Origin of the sequence: Novosphingobium rosa NBRC 15208, assembly GCF_001598555.1 — a bacterium.
GTDB classification, from domain to species: Bacteria; Pseudomonadota; Alphaproteobacteria; order Sphingomonadales; family Sphingomonadaceae; genus Novosphingobium; species Novosphingobium rosa.
The window spans coordinates 22881-44739 of record NZ_BCZE01000058.1; the positions used below are offsets into that span (position 1 = coordinate 22881).

At 61.0% G+C, this 21859-nt stretch carries 16 protein-coding genes; 3 read left to right on the forward strand and 13 right to left on the reverse strand.

Features of this window, described 5'->3' with window-relative positions; translation table 11 throughout:
* Positions 1-116 precede the first annotated feature (116 nt).
* Positions 117-1757, reverse strand: a complete 1641-nt coding sequence (locus SR3_RS20590; RefSeq protein WP_157099002.1) for a carboxylesterase/lipase family protein — start codon at positions 1755-1757, stop codon at positions 117-119.
* Positions 1758-2056: 299 nt separating this feature from the next.
* Positions 2057-3115, reverse strand: a complete 1059-nt coding sequence (locus SR3_RS20595; RefSeq protein ID WP_068090230.1) for a LacI family DNA-binding transcriptional regulator — start codon at positions 3113-3115, stop codon at positions 2057-2059.
* Positions 3116-3719: 604 nt separating this feature from the next.
* Between SR3_RS20595 and SR3_RS20600 the strand changes: the two genes are divergently transcribed.
* The 3 genes from SR3_RS20600 (at position 3720) to SR3_RS20610 (ending at position 8359) form a co-directional block, all read left to right on the forward strand.
* The gene (locus SR3_RS20600) at positions 3720-6614 is read left to right on the forward strand and encodes a TonB-dependent receptor plug domain-containing protein (protein ID WP_084455774.1); all 2895 of its coding nucleotides are present in this window, start codon (positions 3720-3722) and stop codon (positions 6612-6614) included.
* A gap of 277 nt (positions 6615-6891) precedes the next feature.
* Positions 6892-7656 carry an SDR family NAD(P)-dependent oxidoreductase gene (locus SR3_RS20605; protein WP_068090234.1) on the forward strand — a complete coding sequence of 255 codons (765 nt, stop codon included), beginning with the start codon at positions 6892-6894 and terminating at the stop codon, positions 7654-7656.
* A 292-nt stretch (positions 7657-7948) separates the two neighbouring features.
* Positions 7949-8359, forward strand: a complete 411-nt coding sequence (locus SR3_RS20610; RefSeq protein ID WP_068090236.1) for a hypothetical protein — start codon at positions 7949-7951, stop codon at positions 8357-8359.
* Between the two features lie 5 nt (positions 8360-8364).
* Here the strand turns inward: SR3_RS20610 and SR3_RS20615 are convergent, their stop codons facing one another.
* The 11 genes from SR3_RS20615 to SR3_RS20670 all read right to left on the reverse strand — a co-directional run bounded on the left by SR3_RS20615 (position 8365) and on the right by SR3_RS20670 (position 21857).
* On the reverse strand, positions 8365-12150 hold the full coding sequence (locus SR3_RS20615; RefSeq protein WP_068090238.1) for a conjugal transfer protein TraG N-terminal domain-containing protein: 3786 nt from the start codon (positions 12148-12150) through the stop codon (positions 8365-8367).
* Between the two features lie 15 nt (positions 12151-12165).
* The gene (locus tag SR3_RS20620) at positions 12166-13587 is read right to left on the reverse strand and encodes a conjugal transfer protein TraH (protein ID WP_068090240.1); all 1422 of its coding nucleotides are present in this window, start codon (positions 13585-13587) and stop codon (positions 12166-12168) included.
* Between the two features lie 88 nt (positions 13588-13675).
* Positions 13676-14257, reverse strand: coding sequence for a hypothetical protein (locus SR3_RS20625; RefSeq protein ID WP_068090242.1), 582 nt, complete (start codon positions 14255-14257; stop codon positions 13676-13678).
* Positions 14258-14259: 2 nt separating this feature from the next.
* Complete coding sequence (locus tag SR3_RS20630) at positions 14260-15120, reverse strand: conjugal transfer protein TraF (protein ID WP_068090272.1); 861 nt, start codon at positions 15118-15120, stop codon at positions 14260-14262.
* Positions 15121-15140: 20 nt separating this feature from the next.
* Positions 15141-15740: a S26 family signal peptidase gene (locus tag SR3_RS20635; RefSeq protein ID WP_068090244.1), complete on the reverse strand. Its 600-nt coding sequence runs from the start codon at positions 15738-15740 to the stop codon at positions 15141-15143.
* Positions 15712-16323: a type-F conjugative transfer system pilin assembly protein TrbC gene (locus SR3_RS20640; RefSeq protein WP_307563092.1), complete on the reverse strand. Its 612-nt coding sequence runs from the start codon at positions 16321-16323 to the stop codon at positions 15712-15714. Before SR3_RS20640 ends, SR3_RS20635 begins: the two co-directional genes overlap by 29 nt.
* 238 nt (positions 16324-16561) lie before the next feature.
* Positions 16562-17671, reverse strand: a complete 1110-nt coding sequence (gene traN, locus SR3_RS20645; protein WP_068090248.1) for a conjugal transfer protein TraN — start codon at positions 17669-17671, stop codon at positions 16562-16564.
* The gene (locus SR3_RS20650) at positions 17668-19605 is read right to left on the reverse strand and encodes a hypothetical protein (protein ID WP_245654025.1); all 1938 of its coding nucleotides are present in this window, start codon (positions 19603-19605) and stop codon (positions 17668-17670) included. The genes traN and SR3_RS20650 overlap by 4 nt, the downstream gene beginning before the upstream one ends.
* 322 nt (positions 19606-19927) lie before the next feature.
* Positions 19928-20881: a TraU family protein gene (locus SR3_RS20660; protein WP_245654027.1), complete on the reverse strand. Its 954-nt coding sequence runs from the start codon at positions 20879-20881 to the stop codon at positions 19928-19930.
* Between the two features lie 74 nt (positions 20882-20955).
* Entirely contained in the window at positions 20956-21564 is a 609-nt protein-coding gene (locus tag SR3_RS20665) for a conjugal transfer protein TraW (protein WP_068090253.1), read from the reverse strand.
* The gene (locus SR3_RS20670) at positions 21561-21857 is read right to left on the reverse strand and encodes a hypothetical protein (RefSeq protein ID WP_068090255.1); all 297 of its coding nucleotides are present in this window, start codon (positions 21855-21857) and stop codon (positions 21561-21563) included. The genes SR3_RS20665 and SR3_RS20670 overlap by 4 nt, the downstream gene beginning before the upstream one ends.
* Positions 21858-21859 lie beyond the last annotated feature (2 nt).

Genomic DNA, 21859 nt, shown 5'->3' on the forward strand with positions numbered 1-21859 from the left:
TGGAGGAAAGATTTATAAGAATTTGTAAAAAATGACTTTTGTGTAAGTTTCGACTTTCAGTGGGGTCGGCATGCTTGTTAGACGATCTTATGATAACGTTGGCAGATCGGTCAAATCTAACGATTGAGCGGAAACTGATCAGCCCCATTCTCGCTTTGCCAGAAGCGCCGTTCGATGCCCTCCGGATCCATCTCGATCCGGCAGGTATCGGAGATGATCATAGTGGCGCGCTCCTTGATCGTGAATGCGGGCCATGATGGCTGACCCAAAGCGCCGGGCACGCCGTCGCGCGCAAAGGTCGCCCACATTTCACTCATCGTCCGGGCGGTTCGCAGACGGGCCGGACTTTGCTCACCCCTGAGATTGGCCGTGTCGAACTTCATTGCAATGTCCGAAGCATGGGGCGAGCCCTGCGGGTAGTCGGTTCCCTCCACGAACTGTGGCGAGCGATAATCGAGAATATAGGAATAAACGGGTGCAGCATGCTGGGCTGCCTTGGCTTCCGCGATATGAAGCGCATGCGCCCGCCATGGTCGTGCAGTGGTGATCGCAAAGAACAGTTGTGACGGTGAGGCAGCCGGCCTTGAGTGCTTGAACGTCTCGATCCAGGCGTCTGTTCGTGATCCGAGTGTTGGTGACAGACGCGCTTTCAGTCGGGCTTCATCCAATTGAAAAGCTGATCGGTCCAACCGATTGAAAAACACAGTCTCGTCTTTGCATCCACCAACGATCAGGGGTTTCGCGCGCGACATTGCCGGAACGGTGTCTGCGAAAGGCTCGGCAGGAAGATAATCACCGTCAACGATAGGCCCGAAGGAAATCGGGCGCTCCCCGGCTGGCGTGCCCGGCGGCGGTAACGTACCGGGAGCAAGTGTGTTGGCACCCATTTGGGCCTGTAGCAAAAGCGATGCGGGCATCGTCAGCAATTGGCGTGGATCGCTTATATCCAAGCGCCGCATAGCCTCACGAGCCAACTGCGTAGCATGGTCAGGGGTGAGGTGACCGGGACCGACAGGGCTCTCGATCGAGGCTTTGTTGAAGTAACTCGCTGCTGCAGGCATAGTATAGAGACAAGCGGTTTTTCCGCCGCCGCCGCTCTCGCCGAAAATCATCACATTGTCGGGATCACCGCCAAAGGCGGCTATGTTGCGCTTCACCCAGCTCAGTGCCGCCACCAGATCGGTCAGTCCCTGGTTTCCAGCGTATTCCGGCCCGAGCAGCCCCCCTAAGTAGAGATAACCCATGATTCCGAGCCGATGGTTCGCCGCGACGACAACGACATCGTGATCTCGCGCAAGGTTGCTACCATCCTGCATGCGCGCTCCGGCCGACCCGGTCACAAAGCCGCCCCCGTGCTGGTACACCATGACCGGGCGCTTCCTGCCGTCAGTCGCCGGCGTCCAGACATTGAGGAACAGGCAGTCCTCTGCCATTGTCGGCTCGTCAATGCCCGACGTCTGGTTCGGTGGCTGAATCGAAGGCGGGCCGAGGCGTGAGGCGTCCCGTATGCCAGTCCATGAGGTGAGGGGAGGGGCGGCTTTGAATCGTTGCTGGCCGGAAACAGACCCGGCGTAGGGAACGCCCTTGAACACTGAAATCCCGGAAGAGCGAACACCGACGAGGCGGCCCTCCGCTGTTTCCACGACATCGCTGCTCGTCTGAGCGGCATGGGTATGAAAGGCTGGAAGCAAAGCGGGAATGAGCAGACCGCTCGTACCCAGAAGCTTGCGCCTGTCGAAGTACAGGATGCTTGTCATGACGCTGTCCTCTCTGGCTTGCCTGACAAGGCCATTCATTTGTCCCATATGTTATTTATCGATCCCATTTATTGCAATGGAGATCCGTCAGTCACATAAAAATTTCCTGCAGATGTGACGTAAGTGTCTTGGAAAAAATGGAATTATAGAATTTTCATGCCGGGGCGTGGTGCGACTGGGATCCACGTTGCAAGGATCATGCAAGGGATGCATGCTCACCCAACAAGAATGGGTGGCCGCCGGATCAGGCTATGGTCAGTCGATTCGACGGCTTCGCCAGTGCGGCCAGGCTGAGCGTGTCAGAGGTCAGGGGGGCGTGTCGTCGAGGCCCGCTTGATGAGGGTGAAGTCGAAGCCGATCGCCTTCCTTTGCTTGGAGGAAAGCAGCTGTTCGACCGCGCATCGTGCCATTTCGGTAAGAGGCTGTCTCACCGTGGTCAACGGTGGCCAGATGTGGCGAGAGATAGGGCTGTCATCAAATCCGCACACTGACAGATCCCTGGGTGTTATCATGCCCAGCTCGCCCGCTGCGGCGATTGCGCCCGCTGCCATGAGGTCATTGGAGGCGAAGATCGCCGTCGGACGTCTTGGGCCAGAGAGCATGGCTTGGGCAGCCCGGACGCCTGAATCGTAACTGTAATCCCCCTGGCCCACGACGATATCGGAACGCTGCAACCCGCATTCATCGACCGAATCCCAAAAAGCCTGAAGGCGGTTTTGGGCTGATGCGTGATCTGGGTGACCGGCGACAAAACCCAAACGCCGGTGGCCGAGTTCCACGAGGTGGTGCACCATTTCCCCGGTGGCGGCCGCATCGTCCATAGTCATTGCGGATGATCGGTCTTGCTGGCGGGCAGGAGCAAGTCGGGTGTAACGGATCCCGCATTCGTCGAGTGCGTCGAGTAGAAAGTCGTTATCGCATAACGGAGGCAGGAGCACGGCTACATCGACTCGGAGAGCTTTGACGGCTTGGCGGATGCCTGCTTGGGATGCCAAGGCCTGGGGGCCGAGTTCCTCGACGACGAGTTGATAACCGAAGCCCCGACACGCTTCCAGAGCTGCCAGCTGAATATCGAACAGGTAATTTGCGCTCAGTCTCTGGAATATCAGGCCGACCGCGTAGGTTCGCGCACTGGGAAGGGCTCTGGCCGCAGCGCTCGGCACAAAGGCCATTCGGTCGATGACCTGCTGCACGCGTGCCCGCATTTTTTCACCGACATATTTCTCACCATTGAGAACACGCGATACCGTTCTGATCGATACCTCGGCCTCTCGAGCAACATCGACGATTGTAACGTGAGGCTCGACCGGCGCAAAATCGCCGGCTGCCTCGGGAACCTCTGCGATACGATCCGACATTTCAAATTATCCTATTTCCCGAATCGAGCGCCGACCGCCGTGGGGACCGCTGTGGTCCGTGTAAAATCATCATACGCGCTTTGCCAGCTTATGGCGGGTTTGGCGGAAATATCGCTGACATCGCCGAGGAAATCCCATTCTAGAAGGGTGAAGAGTGCGAGGGACGGTACCATGCTGCAATGACCCTCTTGGCCAACTGTGCCATTATATCCCATATTGTGGTAGTCATTTCATATCTTGACTTGCACGGTGTCCGGTCGCATTAGGAGAGGGCGGCGCGATAGATCGTTCGCCCATTCCGTCAGCGTAAGCTGAAGGATGGAAAAGGGGAGTTGGTTTCTTAGCCGCTGACGACAGCGGACGGAGTTGTCGCTGGGCGAAACTTTATCGCTATGTTTCAACATAATAATCGATTGAGCGTGTTCTAATCGCACACTGATAACGTTGGCAGAATTCACTATGCCGGTGATGATAACGTTGGCAGAAATCCGGTGCTGATTCTGATAACGTTGGCAGAATTAAATATTTGGCTCCGTTTCACCAGCGAGGCGGGCACATTTTTTCAAAATAATCCGTTGAAAATACGGGAAAAAGGGAGGTTTTCATGAAGGTCCGAATGTATTCTGGCTGCAGTGTCGCTGCACTTGCCCTCATCGGCGCTACCACCGCGTCTGCCCAGTCCGCGCAAACTGCCAGTCCGAATTCCGCAGCAGATGCCGCAGCCGCGCAGCAGCCGGGCAACGCTGGCAGTAATTCGTCGTCGGCAGCCGCCTCGATAACGTCTGCCCAGGAGATCGTCGTTACCGGGTCGCGAACGATCCGTACTGGCGCGGCTGCTCCCACGCCTGTCACGACCATCTCCAGCCAGGCATTGCTGCAGACTGCTCCGAGCAACATCGCGGACGCGCTGAACCGTCTGCCGCAGTTCCTTGGCTCGTCGAGCCAGTATCACAGCGCTACCTTCAACGCGACGACTGGACTGCAGGGCAATTACCTGAATTTGCGCGATCTTGGCCCGCAGCGTGTTCTGGTCCTGCTTGACGGCACCAGGATCCCGCCCACGTCTCAGACCAACGCCGTTGATACCAATATTCTGCCTCAGATGCTGATTGAACGCGTGGACGTGGTCACGGGTGGCGCTTCGGCCGCTTATGGTTCAGATGCTGTGAGTGGTGTCGTCAACTACGTGCTCAACAAGAAATTCAAAGGCGTTGAACTGCAAGCACAGCGTGGAGTCTCGACGTACGGCGATGCTCCGTCTTATCGACTTGGTCTCGCTGCGGGCACCGACTTTGCACAGGGCAAGGGGCATTTCGAATTCAGCGTAGAGCATTACCGCAATGACGGTATACGCAGCCAAGCGGATCGTCCGCTTTCGTTCGATCGCGCACTGATGGTCGGTAACGGAACGCAGGGCAATCCCTATACCCAAGTCAAAAACGCGACTTTCAACGATATCACTTTTGGTGGCCTGATCCGCTCGGGCCCGCTGGCAGGCAATGCCTTCAATCCGGACGGCTCGCTTTATCGCTTTCAGCCGGGAACCCCGACCGGAACCTCCAATGTGGTCGTTGGCGGACAGGGGGCCTATGTTCCTCCCACCGTACTGGTACCACAACTGGAAACGACGCAGGCATTTGCGCGCGCGTCATATGAATTCACGGATTCGATCTCGGGCTTTGTGCAAGGCAGCTACGGTCGCAGCAAGACCGGCTACCTCTCGGCTTTCGACACCCGTCGTGCAGGCACCAGTGCCGGGATCACCATCGCTGCAAACAATCCCTATCTGTCGCCTGCAGTTGCGGCTGCATTGGGCGGACAGAGCTTCGGCCTGTCCCGCCTATTCAGCGATGGGCCCGGAGATCGTCAGACCTCGCTCACACAAAGCTACAATATCCAGGCTGGCCTGAATGGCAAGCTCGGCGCCCTGCGTTGGGATGTGGAATACACCCACGGGCAGTCGCAATTGGACCTCGAGCAGACCGAGCAGAATAATCGCAATTTCTACGCTGCGGTCGATGCCGTTCGGGCGCCGAACGGTCAGATCGTCTGCGGTGTGACGCTGCGTAATCCCACTCTGCTCCCCGGCTGCGTGCCCTTGAACGTGTTGGGAACGGGTAATCTCGATCCCGCAGCGATGAATTTTATCTATCAGACTTCGCGCTCGCGGATTACCAATCGCCTGGACAGCATCGACATCAATCTTCGCGGCAATCTCTTTAACCTGCCGGCCGGGCCGGTTGCCTTTGCGATCGGCGGTGAAGCACGCTGGCAGAAACTGCTTGAAACGAGCAATGCGGACCCGGCTGTTGCAGTGGATTACACCGGCATCTCGGGCGTGCCCACAGGTGTCCTACCCTTCATTTCTACAAATGTCGGCGCAGCTGCGGGGCAACAGACGGTCAAGGAGGCCTACGCCGAACTTAACGTTCCCCTTCTCAAGGACGTCCCCTTCGCGCGAAACCTCGAGTTGAACGGTGCTTTCCGTTACACGGACTATAAAACAAGTGGCGGCGCCAAGACATGGAAGATTGGCGGCGTGTATGAACCGGTGAAGGGCGTCAGGTTCCGCAGCACGGTCTCGCGTGATATTGCGGCGCCGAGCCTTTTCAATCTCTTCGCCGGACAGCAGGCTCAGTCTGCGGTTAATTCCGATCCGCTGACTGGAATGGCGTCAACATCCAACATCATCAGCACTGGCAATCCCGCACTCAAGCCAGAGACCGCCAATACGCTGGTGGCCGGTCTGGTGCTGAGCCCTGGCTTTATTCCGCGCCTGACCGTTTCAATTGATGCCTATCGCATCTCGATTACCAATGCGATCGGGTCGCAAAGCACACAGGATGAGCTGAATGACTGCTACGCCAGCAAGGGAACGGCACCTGTCTGTGCCCTGATCATCCGCCCGACGCCCACGAGCTTCCCCTCCACGATCCTCGTACAGCCCCAAAATCTCGCCAGCGTTATGACCAAGGGCATCGATTTCGAGGTGAATTATGGCATCCCGGTTCCCGGTTTGCTGGGGGCTGGAGACAGCCGCTTCGATTTGCGCGCATTTGCCTCCTATCTCGGTTCCTACAAGACCAGGGCAAGCCTGACCTCACCTCTGATCGAGCGGGCCGGCGACGTGCTGGCGACGGCGACGACCGCCGGCCTGCCGAAATGGCGGGGCATGTTGCAGGAATCTTACCACGGCAATGGGTTTACCGTCCAACTGACCGAGCGCTTTACTGGAAGCTATCTGCGTACGACTCCCATTGAATACCTCGATGCTGCATATGTCCATGCGCCGAATGTGGTTTATACTGACCTCTATGTCTCGAAGGATGTCGGCGGTCGAACGAAGTTCACCATTTTCGGGCAGGTCGACAATCTCTTCAACGCGCAACCGCCCGAATTGCCTGCAACGGTCAACCCCGGTTTTGTCTATCCTACCGATAAATCGCTTTATGATGTCCTGGGACGCTATTTCACCGTCGGTGTGAAGATGCGTTACTGATACGATTTTCCTTATTAATCTATGGTGGCTCGCGGCAGCCACCATAGATCATCTGGTAATTCATTTCGGCTTGTGGCCGGCTTGGATGTGTGAACGGCCGTGATCGGCCTTTCGCCATGATACCCCTCCTCTTGCCTGGCCGGGAGCCCAGAGATCTCGCGCGGATCGATCATTCCCGGTCAGGCAACTTTTTGCATCTTCAATCGGGAGGAGGGGGAGCCGTCAAAGTGCATTGGTGCTGCATTTTCGGGTGCGAACGAACCATCGGAGAGAACCAGTGACCCTGCTTGCCGGCAAAAGAATGTTGATCACCGGAGGATCCACTGGGATTGGCGCTGCCGCTGCTATCAGCGCAGCCCGTCAGGGGGCCGATGTTGCGATTAACTATATCGGTGATGAACGTCCCGCCCTAGAGGTCGTTGCGGCCATTCAAGCGTTGGGCAGAGTAGGAATAGCCCTTCACGGCGATGTCGCCGATCCAACCATGGCGACTGATTTCTTGAGCAAAGCGGTGGAAGCTTTGGGCGGCGTGGACGTGTTTGTCACCAACGCCGGGATCTGCCCCTTCCACGCCTTCCTCGATATGCCGGCCGAGGTGGTGGACCGCACCTTTCAGGTGAACCTGCATGGCGCATATTACATGGTCCAGGCTGCGGCCAATCAGATGGTGAAGCAGGGCAAAGGTGGCTCCATCGTCGCGGTCTCCTCCATTTCCGCATTGGTGGGCGGTGAGTTCCAGACCCATTACACTCCCACCAAGGCGGGCGTGCATTCGCTGATGCAAAGCGCCGCCATTGCGCTGGGCAAGCACAACATCCGCTGCAATTCGGTGCTGCCCGGCACGATTCTTACCGAGATCAACAAAGACGATCTGGCCGACACCGAAAAGCGCGACCGCATGGCCGCCCGCGTGCCGTTGGGCCGTCTGGGCGAGGCCGACGATCTGGCCGGCCCCATCGTGTTCCTGGCCTCCGATATGGCAAAATATGTCACCGGTGCAGCGCTGCTGGTCGATGGTGGTGCTTTCGTAAACCTGCAGTAACGTTGAGTTGACTTTCAGCCGTTTAGTTATCGATGGTTTGTCCGCTCAGCCTTCGGTTTCACTTTCGATTTGGCGATTTATAACGCCAAAAGCACGGATGTATGAGGTCAGGTGCGGGGTGAATGAATTTCTGATAGGATTTTATCGCAACTGTCTTCTGTGGAGTAGGGGGAAAGTGAATGAGTTGTTTGGCGGTATTTTAGCATGAAATGAGAGATTCTACCCGAGGTTGCTGATCTGCATTTTCGCTCTTCGTAAATTTGTGATATCTCCGCCTTGAAAGGATTTCGTGATGGATCATGGAATCGAAGGGGTGGTGGGCGCGGTTTCGCCACGACCAAAACCCCACAAGCTCTATTATTTCTGGCGGCGGCCTCTGGCGAAGGTCCTTTGGGGAGCGTTTGCGCTTTTCTGGGCGGGTTTCCTGGTCGCGCAGATGGTGGATTGGTTGGGTAGTATCTATGAGACGATGCCTGCGAACTATCTCAAAATTCTGCTGCAGCCCGTCCTCATCCTCATTTTACTGACCCCTCGCTATGTCCGGGCTTGGATTGAAAGCGAGGATTGGGTTGAGGACGAAGATTACGATCCGAATGCATGGCCAAATGGGCCGCTGGTTGGGCCGGGCAGCCCCTATAGTGATCCAACCAATCCACGGTCAGGGGGGCTATACCTTCGGCATTTTGGTTACTGGAAGGACTGAGATTTCTATTCGTCCCGTTGCTTGAGTGAGCTATCTCCATCACCGGGGCCTTTGGCTGGGTCCAAGGTGAAGCGTCCGGTGCGCAGAAGGGAAGACTTTTCCATGGATGTGATTGGGCTGGTCAGATCGAACGTTCCTCGAGCTCCGTCAGCTTGTTGCAGGTAACGGTTGCGCAAGCCATCGTGTCCCAATACCTGTTCCCTAAGTTCGTGGGTAAAGGTTGCAGCGGGTTGGCTGGAGTGGAGGGACTGGGCTTCCGCAGCGGCAATCGCTGCGCGAATGTCGCTGCTGGTTATATCTAGCGTTGCGTGTGCGCTTTCCGTATTCGCCCCTCTGTCGTTGCTCTCAATGTTGAGTCGACCTTCAACTCCGCCACCCAACTGACCGCCACTGCGCTGTCCTGACCTCTGGCTCGTGACATTTCCCAGCGAAGGGCTTGATCGTGTGGCAGAGCCTGAAAGTGACCCAACTAGAGTTGTCCCCGCACTTGCTGTCGTCTCGGCCGATCGCGAAAGCGAACGTGACCAACCCGTCTGCGCAATGATCGCTTGGACGTCTCGCTCAAGCGTATCGGCAACCTGAGGCTTCAGCCGCCATTCGCCCTTGCGATCCATCTCGAAACCACCGCGCAGCCAGTTCTCCATCATCACCTGGCCTTGCTGACCGCCTCCAAGGAAGTGCTCGATCGTATCGGGTCCTGCTTGTTTACCGGCCTCGAAGCGCGTGCTGGTGTCTGAGCGCGCTGATTGACTAAAGCCAGCGCTGCTGGAGACGAGCAGATCGTTATGCGCAAAGCTGAAGCGTGCCCGTCCGCCAGATGCCAGCGCGCCAAGCTGGCTTTCGTTGAGCAAGCCTCCCTTCCACATGGCGGCCGCCGTTTGCGAAGTCAGGTTGAGGTTGACGTCGCCATTCTGATCCATGGCGATCTCCCTCTTCGAGAGCTGGACGCCATGATTGGCTAGCAGGCGCTGTGCTCGGGTGAGACGCTCATTCTCGACCATCCGCCCAAGGCGTTCGTTGCCGGCACGGTCTGCGATACCCGCGGCACCGCCCTCTGCCATATCGGTCTGATTTCCGACAGTGCGAGACAGCGCCTGGATGAAGCTGTCGAGGCGCGCGGCCTCCCGCACCGATGTACCGGCTGCGGCGGCTCCCGAGGCAAAACCGGCGTTGCCGGACTGACGGCGCTCTTCGCCGATCCGGGCCGCTGCGCGCGTGCCCGAAGGACCAACCTCGCGTTGGGCATCGAGCTTCCCGGACCTTTCCGCAAAATCGTAACGGGCGCCCTCGCGCGTGCGGCTATAGACGCTGGTGCGCTCGCGGGCCGCCTCAGCTCCCGCGCCATCGGCAGTGCCGAGCTGGCTTGCCGCATTGTAGGTTTCCAGCGCTTTCTCGACCTGGGCTTCAGTCCGTCCGGTGGAACGCGACAGCTGGCTCACGGCAGAGGCCCGAGCCTCGCCGGAGAGGGCATTGATGAAGCCGATCCGGCGACTGGTTTCGCCGATGGACAGTGACAACATGGCCGCAGCGTGGCTCTGGCCGATGTTGCGCCCGGTCCGCCATTCCTGCTCGACCGCAACATTCCCGCGCTCCTGCGCACTGACCTCATTTCCAGCGGCATCGCGGCGGCCCTCCATCGCACCGGTTTGAACCTGCGCAGAGGTCAGGTCGTTACGCAACATCTGGTCCTGGTCAAAGGCGTTGGCCGAGAGTTTGGCAAAAGTTGTATCCGCCGAGGCCTGGGCGATCACGCTGGACGCCTTTAGAGCTGCATCTTTGGGCGCGTAGCCATCCCGTTCAAAATGACGCTGAGCGCCCGTCTGCATCATGTCATAGGCCCGATGGTCCCCAAAAGCTTTCCACTGAACCATGCGCTGACTGAAGGCGGCAAAAGCCTGCTCTCCGGACTGGCCGGCCCCGAAATAGCTCTGTCCAAGCGAACGCAATGCATCCTTCTCCGCGAAATTCTGGATGGCCGTGGTGGTGGCATTCGCCCGGACGGCATGGGCCGTCGCCGGATCGCTCAGGTCCCGCCCGGCAAGGGCGGGTGCGAAGCCGCCCAATTCGCGTGCCGCATCAAGCCCGCCCATGGCAAAGGCGGACTGACCGGCAAGTGTGCTGCCATGCTCGCCCGTGACCATTCCCGCCGCGCCAAAGGAACGGTTGGCGGCAAAGGAACTGCGGTCGCCGAAATCTCCGAAGCTGGCCGCCGCACCGCTGCGCGCCATGGTGCCCGAGGCGGAGGCCTGCGTTTCAAGCGCGGACGCATATCCTTCCCGGGTCAGGAGCGGGCTGGCGGCAGACGTGCCCATGCTCTGAGCCTGTAATGCCTCGCCGGTAAAGGCGGAAAAGACGTTCCCTGAGAAGCGGAATACCGTGAACGTGAAGGCACCAGCGAGGCCCGCCGCAGCCGTCCGGAACGACCCGAAGATTGCGAGTGCTTTCATCGCCGAGGAAGGGGCCAGCATCCAGGCGTTGGCGCCAACGTGGTTGGCCCGCATTTCGGCCAGGACAGCCATCGCCCGGCCAAGCGTCAGCTGATAGATCCCGGCATCGATCACCCCCCACATGGCCACGAAGACGAAAAGCCCTAGAGCAAAGCTTGCAACACGCAGATTGATGGGCGTCAGGATAAAGAGAAGCGCGATCGGTGTCATGAACAGCATGATGCCAAAGACCGTGGCACGGATGGTCGGCATCCATTCATTGGCAACCGAAAGCGTGGCGAGCCCGCTCGAGATCACCGCACGGTTCGCCATGACCCTGGCCGCCGTTGCCGGGCTGTCTTCGAAGAGCACATCGCCCACCGCATTTCCCAGCGTAATGTCGGTCAGGAAGGCCTGCATGGTGAGCGGCGTGCCGAGCATCATCGTGCCCATTTCGCCAAGCTGGCTCTTGCAGCGCGTCAGCTGATTGGCATCACTCGTGTCATACCCGCTGCGCTGGCAGACCTGGTTCGCGTAAGCATCGAAGGACGAAGCGTCGGAGAGGCGCGTCTGGATCGCGTCCCAGGCTTCGGTGCAGCTCATCGTCGTACCTACCTTGTCAGCGGCGGTGTAGACGGTGCTGTAGGTGGCAGGTCCTGCCATGGCCGCAAAGCTGGCGGGAAGATCCGTCGAGGTGCGGAAGAGCTGATCGTCATCGACGCCGTAAGCCGATGACCCTCGCGCGACGGGATAGCATTGCCGCACGTAATCCTTGATCGAGGCATCGAGGAAGGTGTCGGTGATAGGCCCACGCGGCGAGACAGCATTGAGGAAAAGGTCGAAAGCATGGCCGCCTGCGCCGAATTCCAGCTTGGCGTCCGGATCTGTTGTGTTGTCGTCGATAACCTCTGAAAGCGCACGCTCCATCAGATTGGTGACGCCGGCCACAATGACGATGAGGTTGGGGACCCCGCCGACCGGTTGGTAGGTATTGCGCACCTTGTCGTAGACATTGACCGTGCCGGTCGTCGAGACCAGCCCGACGAACAGACCGATGCCGAACAGCATTTGGAGGCCAAAGCTGACAATGCCCATTCCTTGACCGCGAACGGTCGCCAGCACCGCACCCAGCGCGATCCCCACAACAGCGCAAATCACAACCAGCGTTTCATAGCGGGGATCGGCAAAGATCAACGACACTAGGCGGAAGGCATCGACCGTTTCGGCAAAGCCGTCATAGGTGTAGAAACTGGAGTCCACCGCAAAAGCAGGCACCGGGGTCAGCCCAAGGAACAGGGAAACCACGGCGCCACGCAGCGAACGGTTGAGTGCCAGGCGCGGAAGGGAAGGACGAGCAAAGGGCATGGCTGGGCTTTCGGATCAGCGGTTGCGCCAGGAAGCGGTGCCGGCGGCGTCGCGCGCGTCGCGGTCACGCTGGCGCAGCAGGGCGGCATAATTGGCCGAGAGGTTGGCTGCAGACAGCGCGGCCAGATAGGACTGACGCATCTGTCCGCGCTGGCGCAGCACCTCCTCACGCAGGTCCCGCAATTGCTCAATCCCCTTGGAGAGGATTTTTGTCTGGCAGACCTTCGTGCTGTCCAAACTGTTGGCGCCGGCAACGGTCGTCCCGCGCTCGGCGTTGGTGACGGCAAAATCGATCGAGCGGCTCAGATCATTGAGCATCTGATAGGCGAGGGTGAGGGCGACCAGTTCATCGGTATCGGCTATAACCGAGTCCGGCACGCCCTGGCGCACGCCCCATTCAAGCATGCGATAGACCGGCAGCGTCTTCACATTGGCGACGAACTGTTTTTCATCGCTGGTGAGTGCCGAGCGGCTGTGGATCTTGGTCGAGATAGATTCCAGCCTGGTGCGGGCAAGTTCAAGCGCGCCCTTGCCGCCGTCCGCAGAGCAATCCGCCGAGGTTGCAGGAACATTGAGTGCCCGGGTCTGGACCTTGCCCGTCAGGAAATCGTCCGAGGAGTCGGTGTCCTGGTGCGGGCAGGCCGGGATCGCCGAGAAGATCGGCACCTTGTCGCCGGAATCCCAGCGCATATAGACGTCGCCGACCCGCGCTCGCATCACGCCCGCCCAGTCTCCGGCTCCCACACGCGCGGCGGCATGAGCCAGCAGGGAGCCGGTCTTGAAGATGTCGGTCACCTCGGTCGGGCAGTTCTCCAGAGCGTCCTTCAGATCCTCGGTGGGATTGTTGTTGTTGGATTTAAGCTTCTCGCGGCTCTGCTGGTAGCTTTTGGCAAAGCCCTCGGAGACGGATTTTGAGCCGGTCATTTCCTCGATGATCCCGCCCATATTGTCATCGCCCTTGGCGATCTGAACCATGCGATTGGCGAGGCGACAGTCGTTGACCTGGATGGAGTTGAGGTAGTTGGTGACCGCCTCCATCTTGGAGAGGATGTTGCCCATCTTCTCATCGAGCGTCTCGAGCAGGTACTGGAAGGCGATGGCGGGCGCGGCCTGCAGGATGCTCTCGAGCTTCTGGACGAGATAGTCAGCGTCGAGGAAAGACATGCCGCCAAGAAACATATCGATGCCGCCGCACCCTGCCTTTACCTTGGGCAGGCTCATGGACATCAGATAGTCGTCATGGACATCGACGCGCCCTGACATGCCGCCCGCCGTCACATAGCCGCGGGTCTGGTCGGAAAAGCTGCCCGGTGAGGTATAGGTGACATTGTCGAACCAGCTTTCGGCCCAGCTCTGAGCATGGGCGGGCGTGGAAGCCGCACAGGTTGCGAGAGCAGTTGCGCAGGACAGGCTCAGAAGATGACGCAGCTTGGGCATGGCGGACCTCGTCGAAAGGAAGGGGACGCAGAATGCCGGCCCGCCATGCGCGGCAATCTTGCGGGTGAAGGAAGGGGGAGGGTCAGCATCAGCGCCGTGGCCCCGGTTTCGGGCCCATCGTACCGACGATGCCGGTGTAGCGAGCCATACCGCGCAGAGCGATGCCGGGCTTTACGCCTGAGAGCATCTTGGTCGCCAGATAGGCATTGCGCGAGAGGTTGGAGAGATGGTCGGTGCCGATGGCGATCGGGATCGTGCGGTCCGGGTCGGCGATCGGTCGGACCCACGCCACAGGATGGCCGACCCAGGGTAGACCGAGGCGGCCCGAGCGGAGCAGGGCTTCCTGGCCGCTTATGGTGCGGATCTGCCAGTGGTAGCGGGAACGAAACTCGCTAAGCTTGGACCAGAGATCGGCGCAAGGCACGCAGCTGGGCGAGGTGGTCATCTCGATCATGCTGACCGATGCCGCACTGGCCAGGGTTTCGGTAAAGTCGGGAGGAAAGGCCTGCGTTTCCGGGACGCGGGTCAGCAAGCTTTGCAGGGAGGCAGCGTCAGCCGCAACGTGGATCGGACTGGCCGTCCCATTTCGGGACGGTTGGGCCAGCGCCAGAGCGGGCAGCAATGCGGTCGCCAGGAGCAGGGCCGCTGGTCGGGTCAGACGGTTGCGCATGCCTACCTCCCGTAGCTGACAAGATCGCCGCCGATGGCGCGCGGGTCGAGCGCCGAGACCGGGCCGTTGGAAAGGGCATCAAAGAAGCCGTCTTCCTCGCCCGCACCGGTCAGGAACTGCTCGGGCCGGATATCGCCCGAGAGCAGCCGCACGGCCTGATAGGCGGTCTGGATGAGGTTGGGATAGGCCTCGACCCCATTGGCGATGACCATGCGCTGCTGTGAGTTGCGGCGGATAACCATCGTGGTGGGCGTAACCTCGACCCCGAAGCGGTGCCCCATCTCAGGCCTGCGATCGAGATCCATCAGGGTAACCTGCCAGCCCATCTCATCCTGGAAGCGCTGCACGATGGGCCACTCGACCTGGCAGTAGGCGCAGGTCGAACGACCGAACATGACGAGTGCGAATTCCCCGGCATGGGCGCGCAGATATTGGCGGCGCACCGCATCCTTTTGGGCCAGCAACTGATCGCGGGCATCGCCCACCATGGGATTGGCCGATTTGGAATTGAGCTCAGGATGCAGCAGCATGGCGATCTGGGTGACGCCGGCAAAGGCGCGGGCCTTGCGCCGCGCAAAATCCTCAAGCTTCCAGAAATCGGCCACCGCGTCGACAGTCAGTACGGTCGCTGCATAATCGCGTTGCTCCTCGATCAGCTTGCGGATTTTGGGCGGTGTCCAGGTTGCCAGCTCGGCCATGGGGGGAATGGTCGGCTTTTCGAGGCTGTTTGGCTCGTCGGCTTTCTCGGGGAGCTTCGGCGGGGCCTGGTACCACCAGTATCCTTGCTTGAGGGGAGCGGAGTGCTCACCGCTTACGGGCTGAGCGTGAACGGAAAGGGGCACCGCGAGCAGGGCAGCCAGCATCAGCGTGCGCGAGGCGGCCGTCACAGGACCTTCTCCATGCGATGCAGACGCTCGATGGCGACAAGCCCGAAATAGCGACTGTCAAAGCCGCTGGGGTGAGACGATCCCACATAGGCAAAGCCCGGCGGTATGACGGCGGCATCGGGTTTCCAGTGGTCAAGATGCTGACCTCCATGGCCGCGGGCCTTGCTCACGCCGAGGAGATGACCGTTGCAATAGAACCAGCCATCGCTCGCCCCTCGTTCCATCTGCGAAGGCTTCTCGATCATGGCGATGCGGTCGCCTGGCAGGCAGAGGGCATATTTGGTGACACCAACCGGCTTTGGCCCCGCGAGCGGATGCGAAAGGCTGAAGGAGACCAGATCGCCACGCATGATCGGCCCCGGTGCCGCGCGCACCGCCCAGGCATCGATCGACGGGCTGGCGACCAGCGTCACCTGGGGTATCGCCCACCAGGTGAGAAGCCCGATCGGCAGCACGATGCCGTAGGCTTTCCAGAGCTGGCCCGGGCAAGGAGGGGCGCCAAGACCGCCCGCGCCCAGTGCGACCGCAGCCTTGAGGGGCAGCAGCTTGACCTCGGGCCAGAGTGCCTTACCGGTGTGCCATGCGAGCCTGAACATCGGCCACCTCCTTCTTGCCGCCCAGACGGGCATATTCTTCGAGAAGGCCGGAGAGCGCCGCATCGCCATAGACGAGCTGGCTACCATGGGGGCTGTCGTCCTCCCGCTCGCAATAGGGCTGGGTCGGATCGCCGGGGATCATGGTGAGTGCCGGGACGCGCGTCACGCCATGCTGGCGAAACACCAGCGGATCTATGATCACCTGGACCCGGCGCATGACACAGGCTGGGCCTTCACAGCCGGGATCGACCCGCAGCATTTGCGCGGAGAGCTTTGCCATCGGCCCGACTTTGCGAAGCCCGCCCGGCATGCCTCGAAAGGCGATGACGCCGCCGACGGGTTCGAGCTGTGCCGCATAGGCCCGCAACTCGGCTATCGGCATCGAAGAGGATGCGAAGATGACGGGTACGAAACCCTTCTCGGCCGACGGCTGCGCAACGCCGGCAAGGGCCTCGCGCGCGGGTGCTTCAAGCCCGAGTGCCTGACCGATCCGCTTGGCCATCGCTTCGCGCTGCGCGTCGAGATCGCCGCGCGCGGCAGCCGCAGCCGATCTGGCGCGGGCATCCAGGGCTGGCGAGGTCAAGCGGTGATGCAGACCGTCGAAGGCGCGCCGCTGCGGGGCGTCGGGCAGGTTCGGGAGAACTGGACCTTGGGCTACAGGAGGGGCCTTCTGTTGCGCAGCAATGGCAGCGCGCAACCGGTCAGCAGCGATTTGACCTTGGGCCTCAATTGCTCCGCGCGCTGAGCTTTTTGTCGCCGTCTCCTGAGCCGAAAGGGTGGCGGGAGGGATCAGCAGAAAAGCAGCGGCGAGCGCCGCGGCCCTACTGGACAGCCGTCTGCATATAGGCATCGATCTTGTCCTTCATGTCGATCTGGATGTCGGACTGAGCCTTGCTCGTGACGTCCGCGTAATATTCCGAGAGATCCATCTTGCTGAAGTCGAGCGCCTGGAACTCCTCGGGCGTGAAACCCCGGCAATAGGGCGCCTGAGGCGTGCCCCAGCCCACAGCGTTGAAGCTCTTGAGCTGCGGGCGGCCCTGCTCCTGGATGATACGGGCAAGCTTGGTGTTGAAGCAGCAATTGCCGACCGACTTCTGGATGCAGATGCCCAGGATCTTCGAGCTGCACCAGGTGCCGACCTCATGGCACATGGCCGATCCGCGCAGGACGCCTGCCTCCATGTCCTGCTGGTCGCAGCCCGAGAGCAGGAACTCGAGCACCAGGTTGATCGCAAGATCGATGGCGATCGAGGTGGGATCGATGCCCACGATGATTGCATGGCCTGCCGCGCTGGCGGCCTCGCTTGCCGTGGCGCCGGCCTTGAAGGCTGTATAGGCAGCCTTCATGCCGGTGAGGACGCCCTTGGCCACCGCGATCTTTGTGGAAATCGAGGTGAGCGACGAGCCCATCCCGTCCTTCACGATCGTGCCACGGTTGCGGCAGCAGTTGGAAAAGGTGGTGAGGAGCCCGGCCGGGCGGCAACGCAGCGCGCGGCCGGAAAAAATCTCGATCGCGCCATAGCAATTGCCGTCGGCGTCGACCGCGCCATCGCTCGCGACGCCCGGATCATCGGTCACGGGATCGGTGCTGATCGCGGTGCTGCCGGCAGCACAGCTGTTGGGTGAGCAGGCGGGCGTACCGCCGGCTGCCGGGGTCAGGCATTGATACTGAGACCCGAGCGGGCAGGCATATTGGCCACTCGCATCTGCGTTGCAGGGGACCTGCTGGAGCGGGCACATCCAGGCGCCGCTTGTGCTCGCGGTGCAGGAGGCAACCTCTCCGCTGTCAGCGGCATCACCATTGCCGTTGAGATCGGCCGCGCACAGAAATTGGCTCTGGGCATAGGCTGGCGGCGCGCCAAGGAGCAGCAAGGCGGGCGACAGCGGGGTGAGCAGCCATCTCCAGGCCGGGAGGCGGACCCGCGCGTTCATCGCTGGGTCGCCGTGCAGACGAGGTCGGCGCCCGAGAGGCGCAGGGACTGCATCATCACCACGGCCTCAGGGAAATCATCGATGCAGCCGCAATCGGTGACCAGTTCCTCACCGCTGCCCAAGGGGCAGGTGTTGGCGCTCGTGCAGGCGTGATAGAAGGTGTCGTAGCTTGCAGCATCGTTCTGCTTCGATCCGACGACACCGGCGAGAGCCGCATCGGCATTGACCTTGGGGGCCCGCGTCTTGCAGACCGCCTCGCAGCTTGAGACCGTCCCTCGATCGGGCAGGGCAAAGGCGCTGTTGGAGGTCGTGACCGTGCCGTCTGCTGCCGTTGTGCGGTCCGCCAGCAGGGTTTCGGTCGAATGGTCGATGATATAGGCGCCGCGCGTCAGATCCGGCGTGGCTGTCGAGGCGACACATTGATAGCGCCGGTCGCGCTCATAGAAATCACGGGTCACGCTTTGCTGGCAGGCCGAGGAGCTGATGATCCGGCTTTGCGACAGCGGCTTTAGCCCTGTGTTGATACCATTTACGAAGGTCTGAACCCCATCAACCGTTTCGTTGTAGAGATGGCAGCTGGTGTCGGCGGCATTCGCGACGCAGGTGTCGGTCAGGGTTTCGGTGAGGTGGCATGCGGAGTCCACGGAGGCCGAGATCAGTGCGTAGGTCTCGCCGCCAAGCGCGACCGCAACCCGCAGCCAGATATCGTGATCGCCATTTGTGAGGTAATGGGTGAGGTCGAGATTGGGGTAGGCGTAGAAGGTCTTCTTCTGCTCGCAAACGCCCCCCGGCAGGCCATTACCCTGCCAGTCTCCCGGCCCCCAGGAGACAAGCTTGCCATCGATCCGCACCTGACCCCAGTCATCAGCAAACCAGCTGGTGAGCCTGACGCTCGTGAGGCGGGACGCGTCGGTGACATGCAGCGTCATATGGAAATCGTAGAGGGTGCAGGAGCCCGAGAGGCTGTTGTCCGAGGGCGAGCCCATGGCAAAGGCAATCGTGCCGTCACCATAATCATAGCTGGCAAATCCTCCGGCACTGCGCTGGATGATATCGCTTGCCGTAGAGCTCTGGAGGCTGAGATTGCGGGTGACCGCACAGTCGCGCATCTCCTGGCTCTTGCCGAGACCAGCGGGCGACCCAGCCAATGTCTGGAAAACCGAACTGACCTGTGAAGCGGCATTCGCGTCACTGGTGAGGCTGGAGGCATCGCTCGCATAGCTGGTGACCGAGACTGCGGGCGCGGAAGTGCAAGATGTGGTCTGGGCGCCGGTGTAGCGGATGACCGGCCCATCGACGGCGGCCTGGGTGACGGCAATGCGCGGGTCGGCGGTGGTGAGCGCACCCACCACGCCGCCACCGATGTCCTTCAGCACAGTGGCCAGATTGGTCCAGGCGAGATTGCTGCCGCAGGAGGCATTGATGCAATAGCAGGCCGAGAGGGCGGAGAGGTCCACCTCGGAGAGCTTGAGTTCTCCCGCGCTGCCCACCGCCCACTGGTAGTTGTGGCAGTTGTTCCAGGTGCCGGCATCGCAGCCGATGATGCCATTGGCGCAGACCCCGGAGACAGGTTTGGGCATGCTGAGCGCCTCGTCGAATGTGCCGTCGAGATCCTTGTCACGCGAGATCGACAGTGTTCCCAGATCGCCCGTACTTGCGGGCTGGGCGAGGATCTCGATCATGGTGGCCGTCTTTTGACAGGCGAGGTTCGGCGAAAAGCTGGTCGCACCGTTGATGGTGCTGACGCTGCCGCCCGAAAGGCCCGGCGTCAGATAATTCTGTTGCAGCGCATCGCTGTCGCCGGTCTTCGCCTGCGATGCGGAGGCGGCAGCTCGGGCACGATCTTCAACCGTCTGTGCTGCAGCATTGCCGGTCAGAGCCAGCATCATCCAACCTGCCAGCGGGGCCGAAAGGAGGCCGGCTTTGCTCACCATCGGATGCCCCCTGTCACTTCGCGCAGGCCCTTGCGCAGGCGAAAAAGCATGCCGGTGGGAAGCTCGGCCACATTGCTGCTGGTCATGCGAAACACTGCCTGCCCTTCAAAAATGGTCAGCACGGCCTGAGGCGAAGCGGGCGGGAGAGGATCGCCCGCTCCGACCGGGACAGGGGCGGCCGTGCTGACCAAGGTTGGAGCAACGCCTCCGGGGTTTTGCGGCGTTGCTCCCTCCACGCAGCAGTCCGGGCAGTCGTGGCGACTGTGGCGGGCAGACCAGTGAGTGCCCGGAACTGCTTCGAGGAAGGGCGGGGAAGACGGGTTCATGGCGCGGAGACCCCCGCGCAGCAGATCGTCTTCTCAAAGATCATGAACTGGGCATTGTCCTTGCCCGGGGCATGCTTGGCCGAGGTCCAGAGCGAACCGGGGCGGCCGATGTTGACGCAGCTGCCGCCCTTGACCGGCTCCATCAGCTGGAGTTTGTAGCGGCTCTTTGTCCAGATCGGCTGCTTCTTGAAAGAGCAGCCATCGGCGGAATTGATGGTGAGGAGCCCCAGGCGCCCCATCATGAAGATGCCGCGCGAGGCAAGTCCGGCCCAGGCCTCGACGCTGTCGTCGAAATGGATGTCACCGGCGAGCGGATAGGTGTTGCCCCAGGATCCCATGCACCAGAAGAGCGGATCGAGCACGGTGCCTGCAGCGGCAGCCGCGCTGTCGGCCATGCAGGCGAGACCTGCCGCCGGATTGCCAAAGAGAATGCTCTCGGGCTGGATGATCGCTGCGAGCGCCCCTGACTGCCAGGTCGGCATGACCTCGGTCATCATGGCAACATCGAAGCCATCGTCCTGGAAGCAGGGGAGGTCGGTGAACAGATCGAGCATCTTCCAGACCGGCGAGATGTAATAGTGCATCTGGGCGAAGAGCTTGCGCGTGTTGGTGCCGTCGGTGATCGAGGACTGGCTGCCCTGGAGCTTGCCGCCGGTCGGCATGAGGTCGGCGCCCAGCGCCATCATGCAGCCCGGCTCGGTCACCACATCGACCATGCGGTTGGGCGACCAGAAGCTTACCTTGATCCCGAACCAGAAGGTTGCGCCCTTGCGGCAGGCGCAGAGCGGCGCCGAAGCGGACTGTGCGTCGAGCGCCTTGTCGAGCTTGTTGTAGGGCCCCACGCGAACGCCGCCGATGGTGATGGGAAAGATGCAGGTCCAGCGTACTTTGGTGATCGGATTGAAGACCGTGCCTGCCTCACATTTCGAAGCATGGGCAGGAGCAGCCATCGCCAGCAGCGAGGCGGCAAGGGCGCCCGCGGCGGCATGAGCAGCGCGCTTTGTGAGTTTGGTGCGGGCAGATTTCATGCGCCGGTCCTCCGCGTCTCGACATGGACCTCGCGCAGCTCCAGTCGCTGACCTGTCTGGCGGATGATGACTGGCGCGACAGTGAGGCCCAGACGGGACTTGATGCGGTCTTCGAGGATGAAGATCGGGCGGTGATGCTTTGTGCCCAGCGTGATGGCATCGGTGTCGCCCGGGCTTCCCGCCGTCAGCAGGATATCGTCACCGGGTTGGGCCTGACCCATGGCCCAGTCCAGATCCCTTGGACACACGACGATCAGGCGCTGGGGCAGGGAGGTGTAGGCGAGCGGGTTGAACGTGTAGCCCTTGGCGTAGAGCAGTCGGCCATCGGGCAGCCGGATATCGCCATCGAGCGTATAGAAGGGGACCACAAAGCGCGTGCGGCTGACCGTTGCCGGAGAGAGCGAGGCTGCTTTGAGTCCGCTCCAGCCAGATCGGGGGCCGAAGCGTGCAGGATCGGCAGGCGTCGATGCCGCCTTGCTCTCGATTTCAGTCAGGGCGTCGGTCTCGGCGATGGGCCAGGTGCGGCCGATGGTCGAGCTGCCTGCCATGGCCGCCGAGGGGATCAGGGCGAGGACGCCGAGAATGAGGGAGCATTGCCTCCTCATGGCACATCGTCCTGCAGCCCCGCGAAGGGGCCCATGTCCCATTCGATCCGCATCATGGTGATGGCGAGCAGTCCGGTGCCGCAGCCAAAAATAAACCCGGCAACAACGGCGCGGACCGGATCGTTGGAGATGGTCAGCGCTGTGATTGCAGTGGCCAGGCCGTTGAACAGGCCGCACGCCTCCAGCGATGCATAATCCTTGTCGAGCGGGTAGATATAGCCAGCCTCAACCCAGGGTGTCGGAGGAGGCGAGAACCACCTGAGTTGGCTGCACAGCCATTGCCGTCGAGACATGG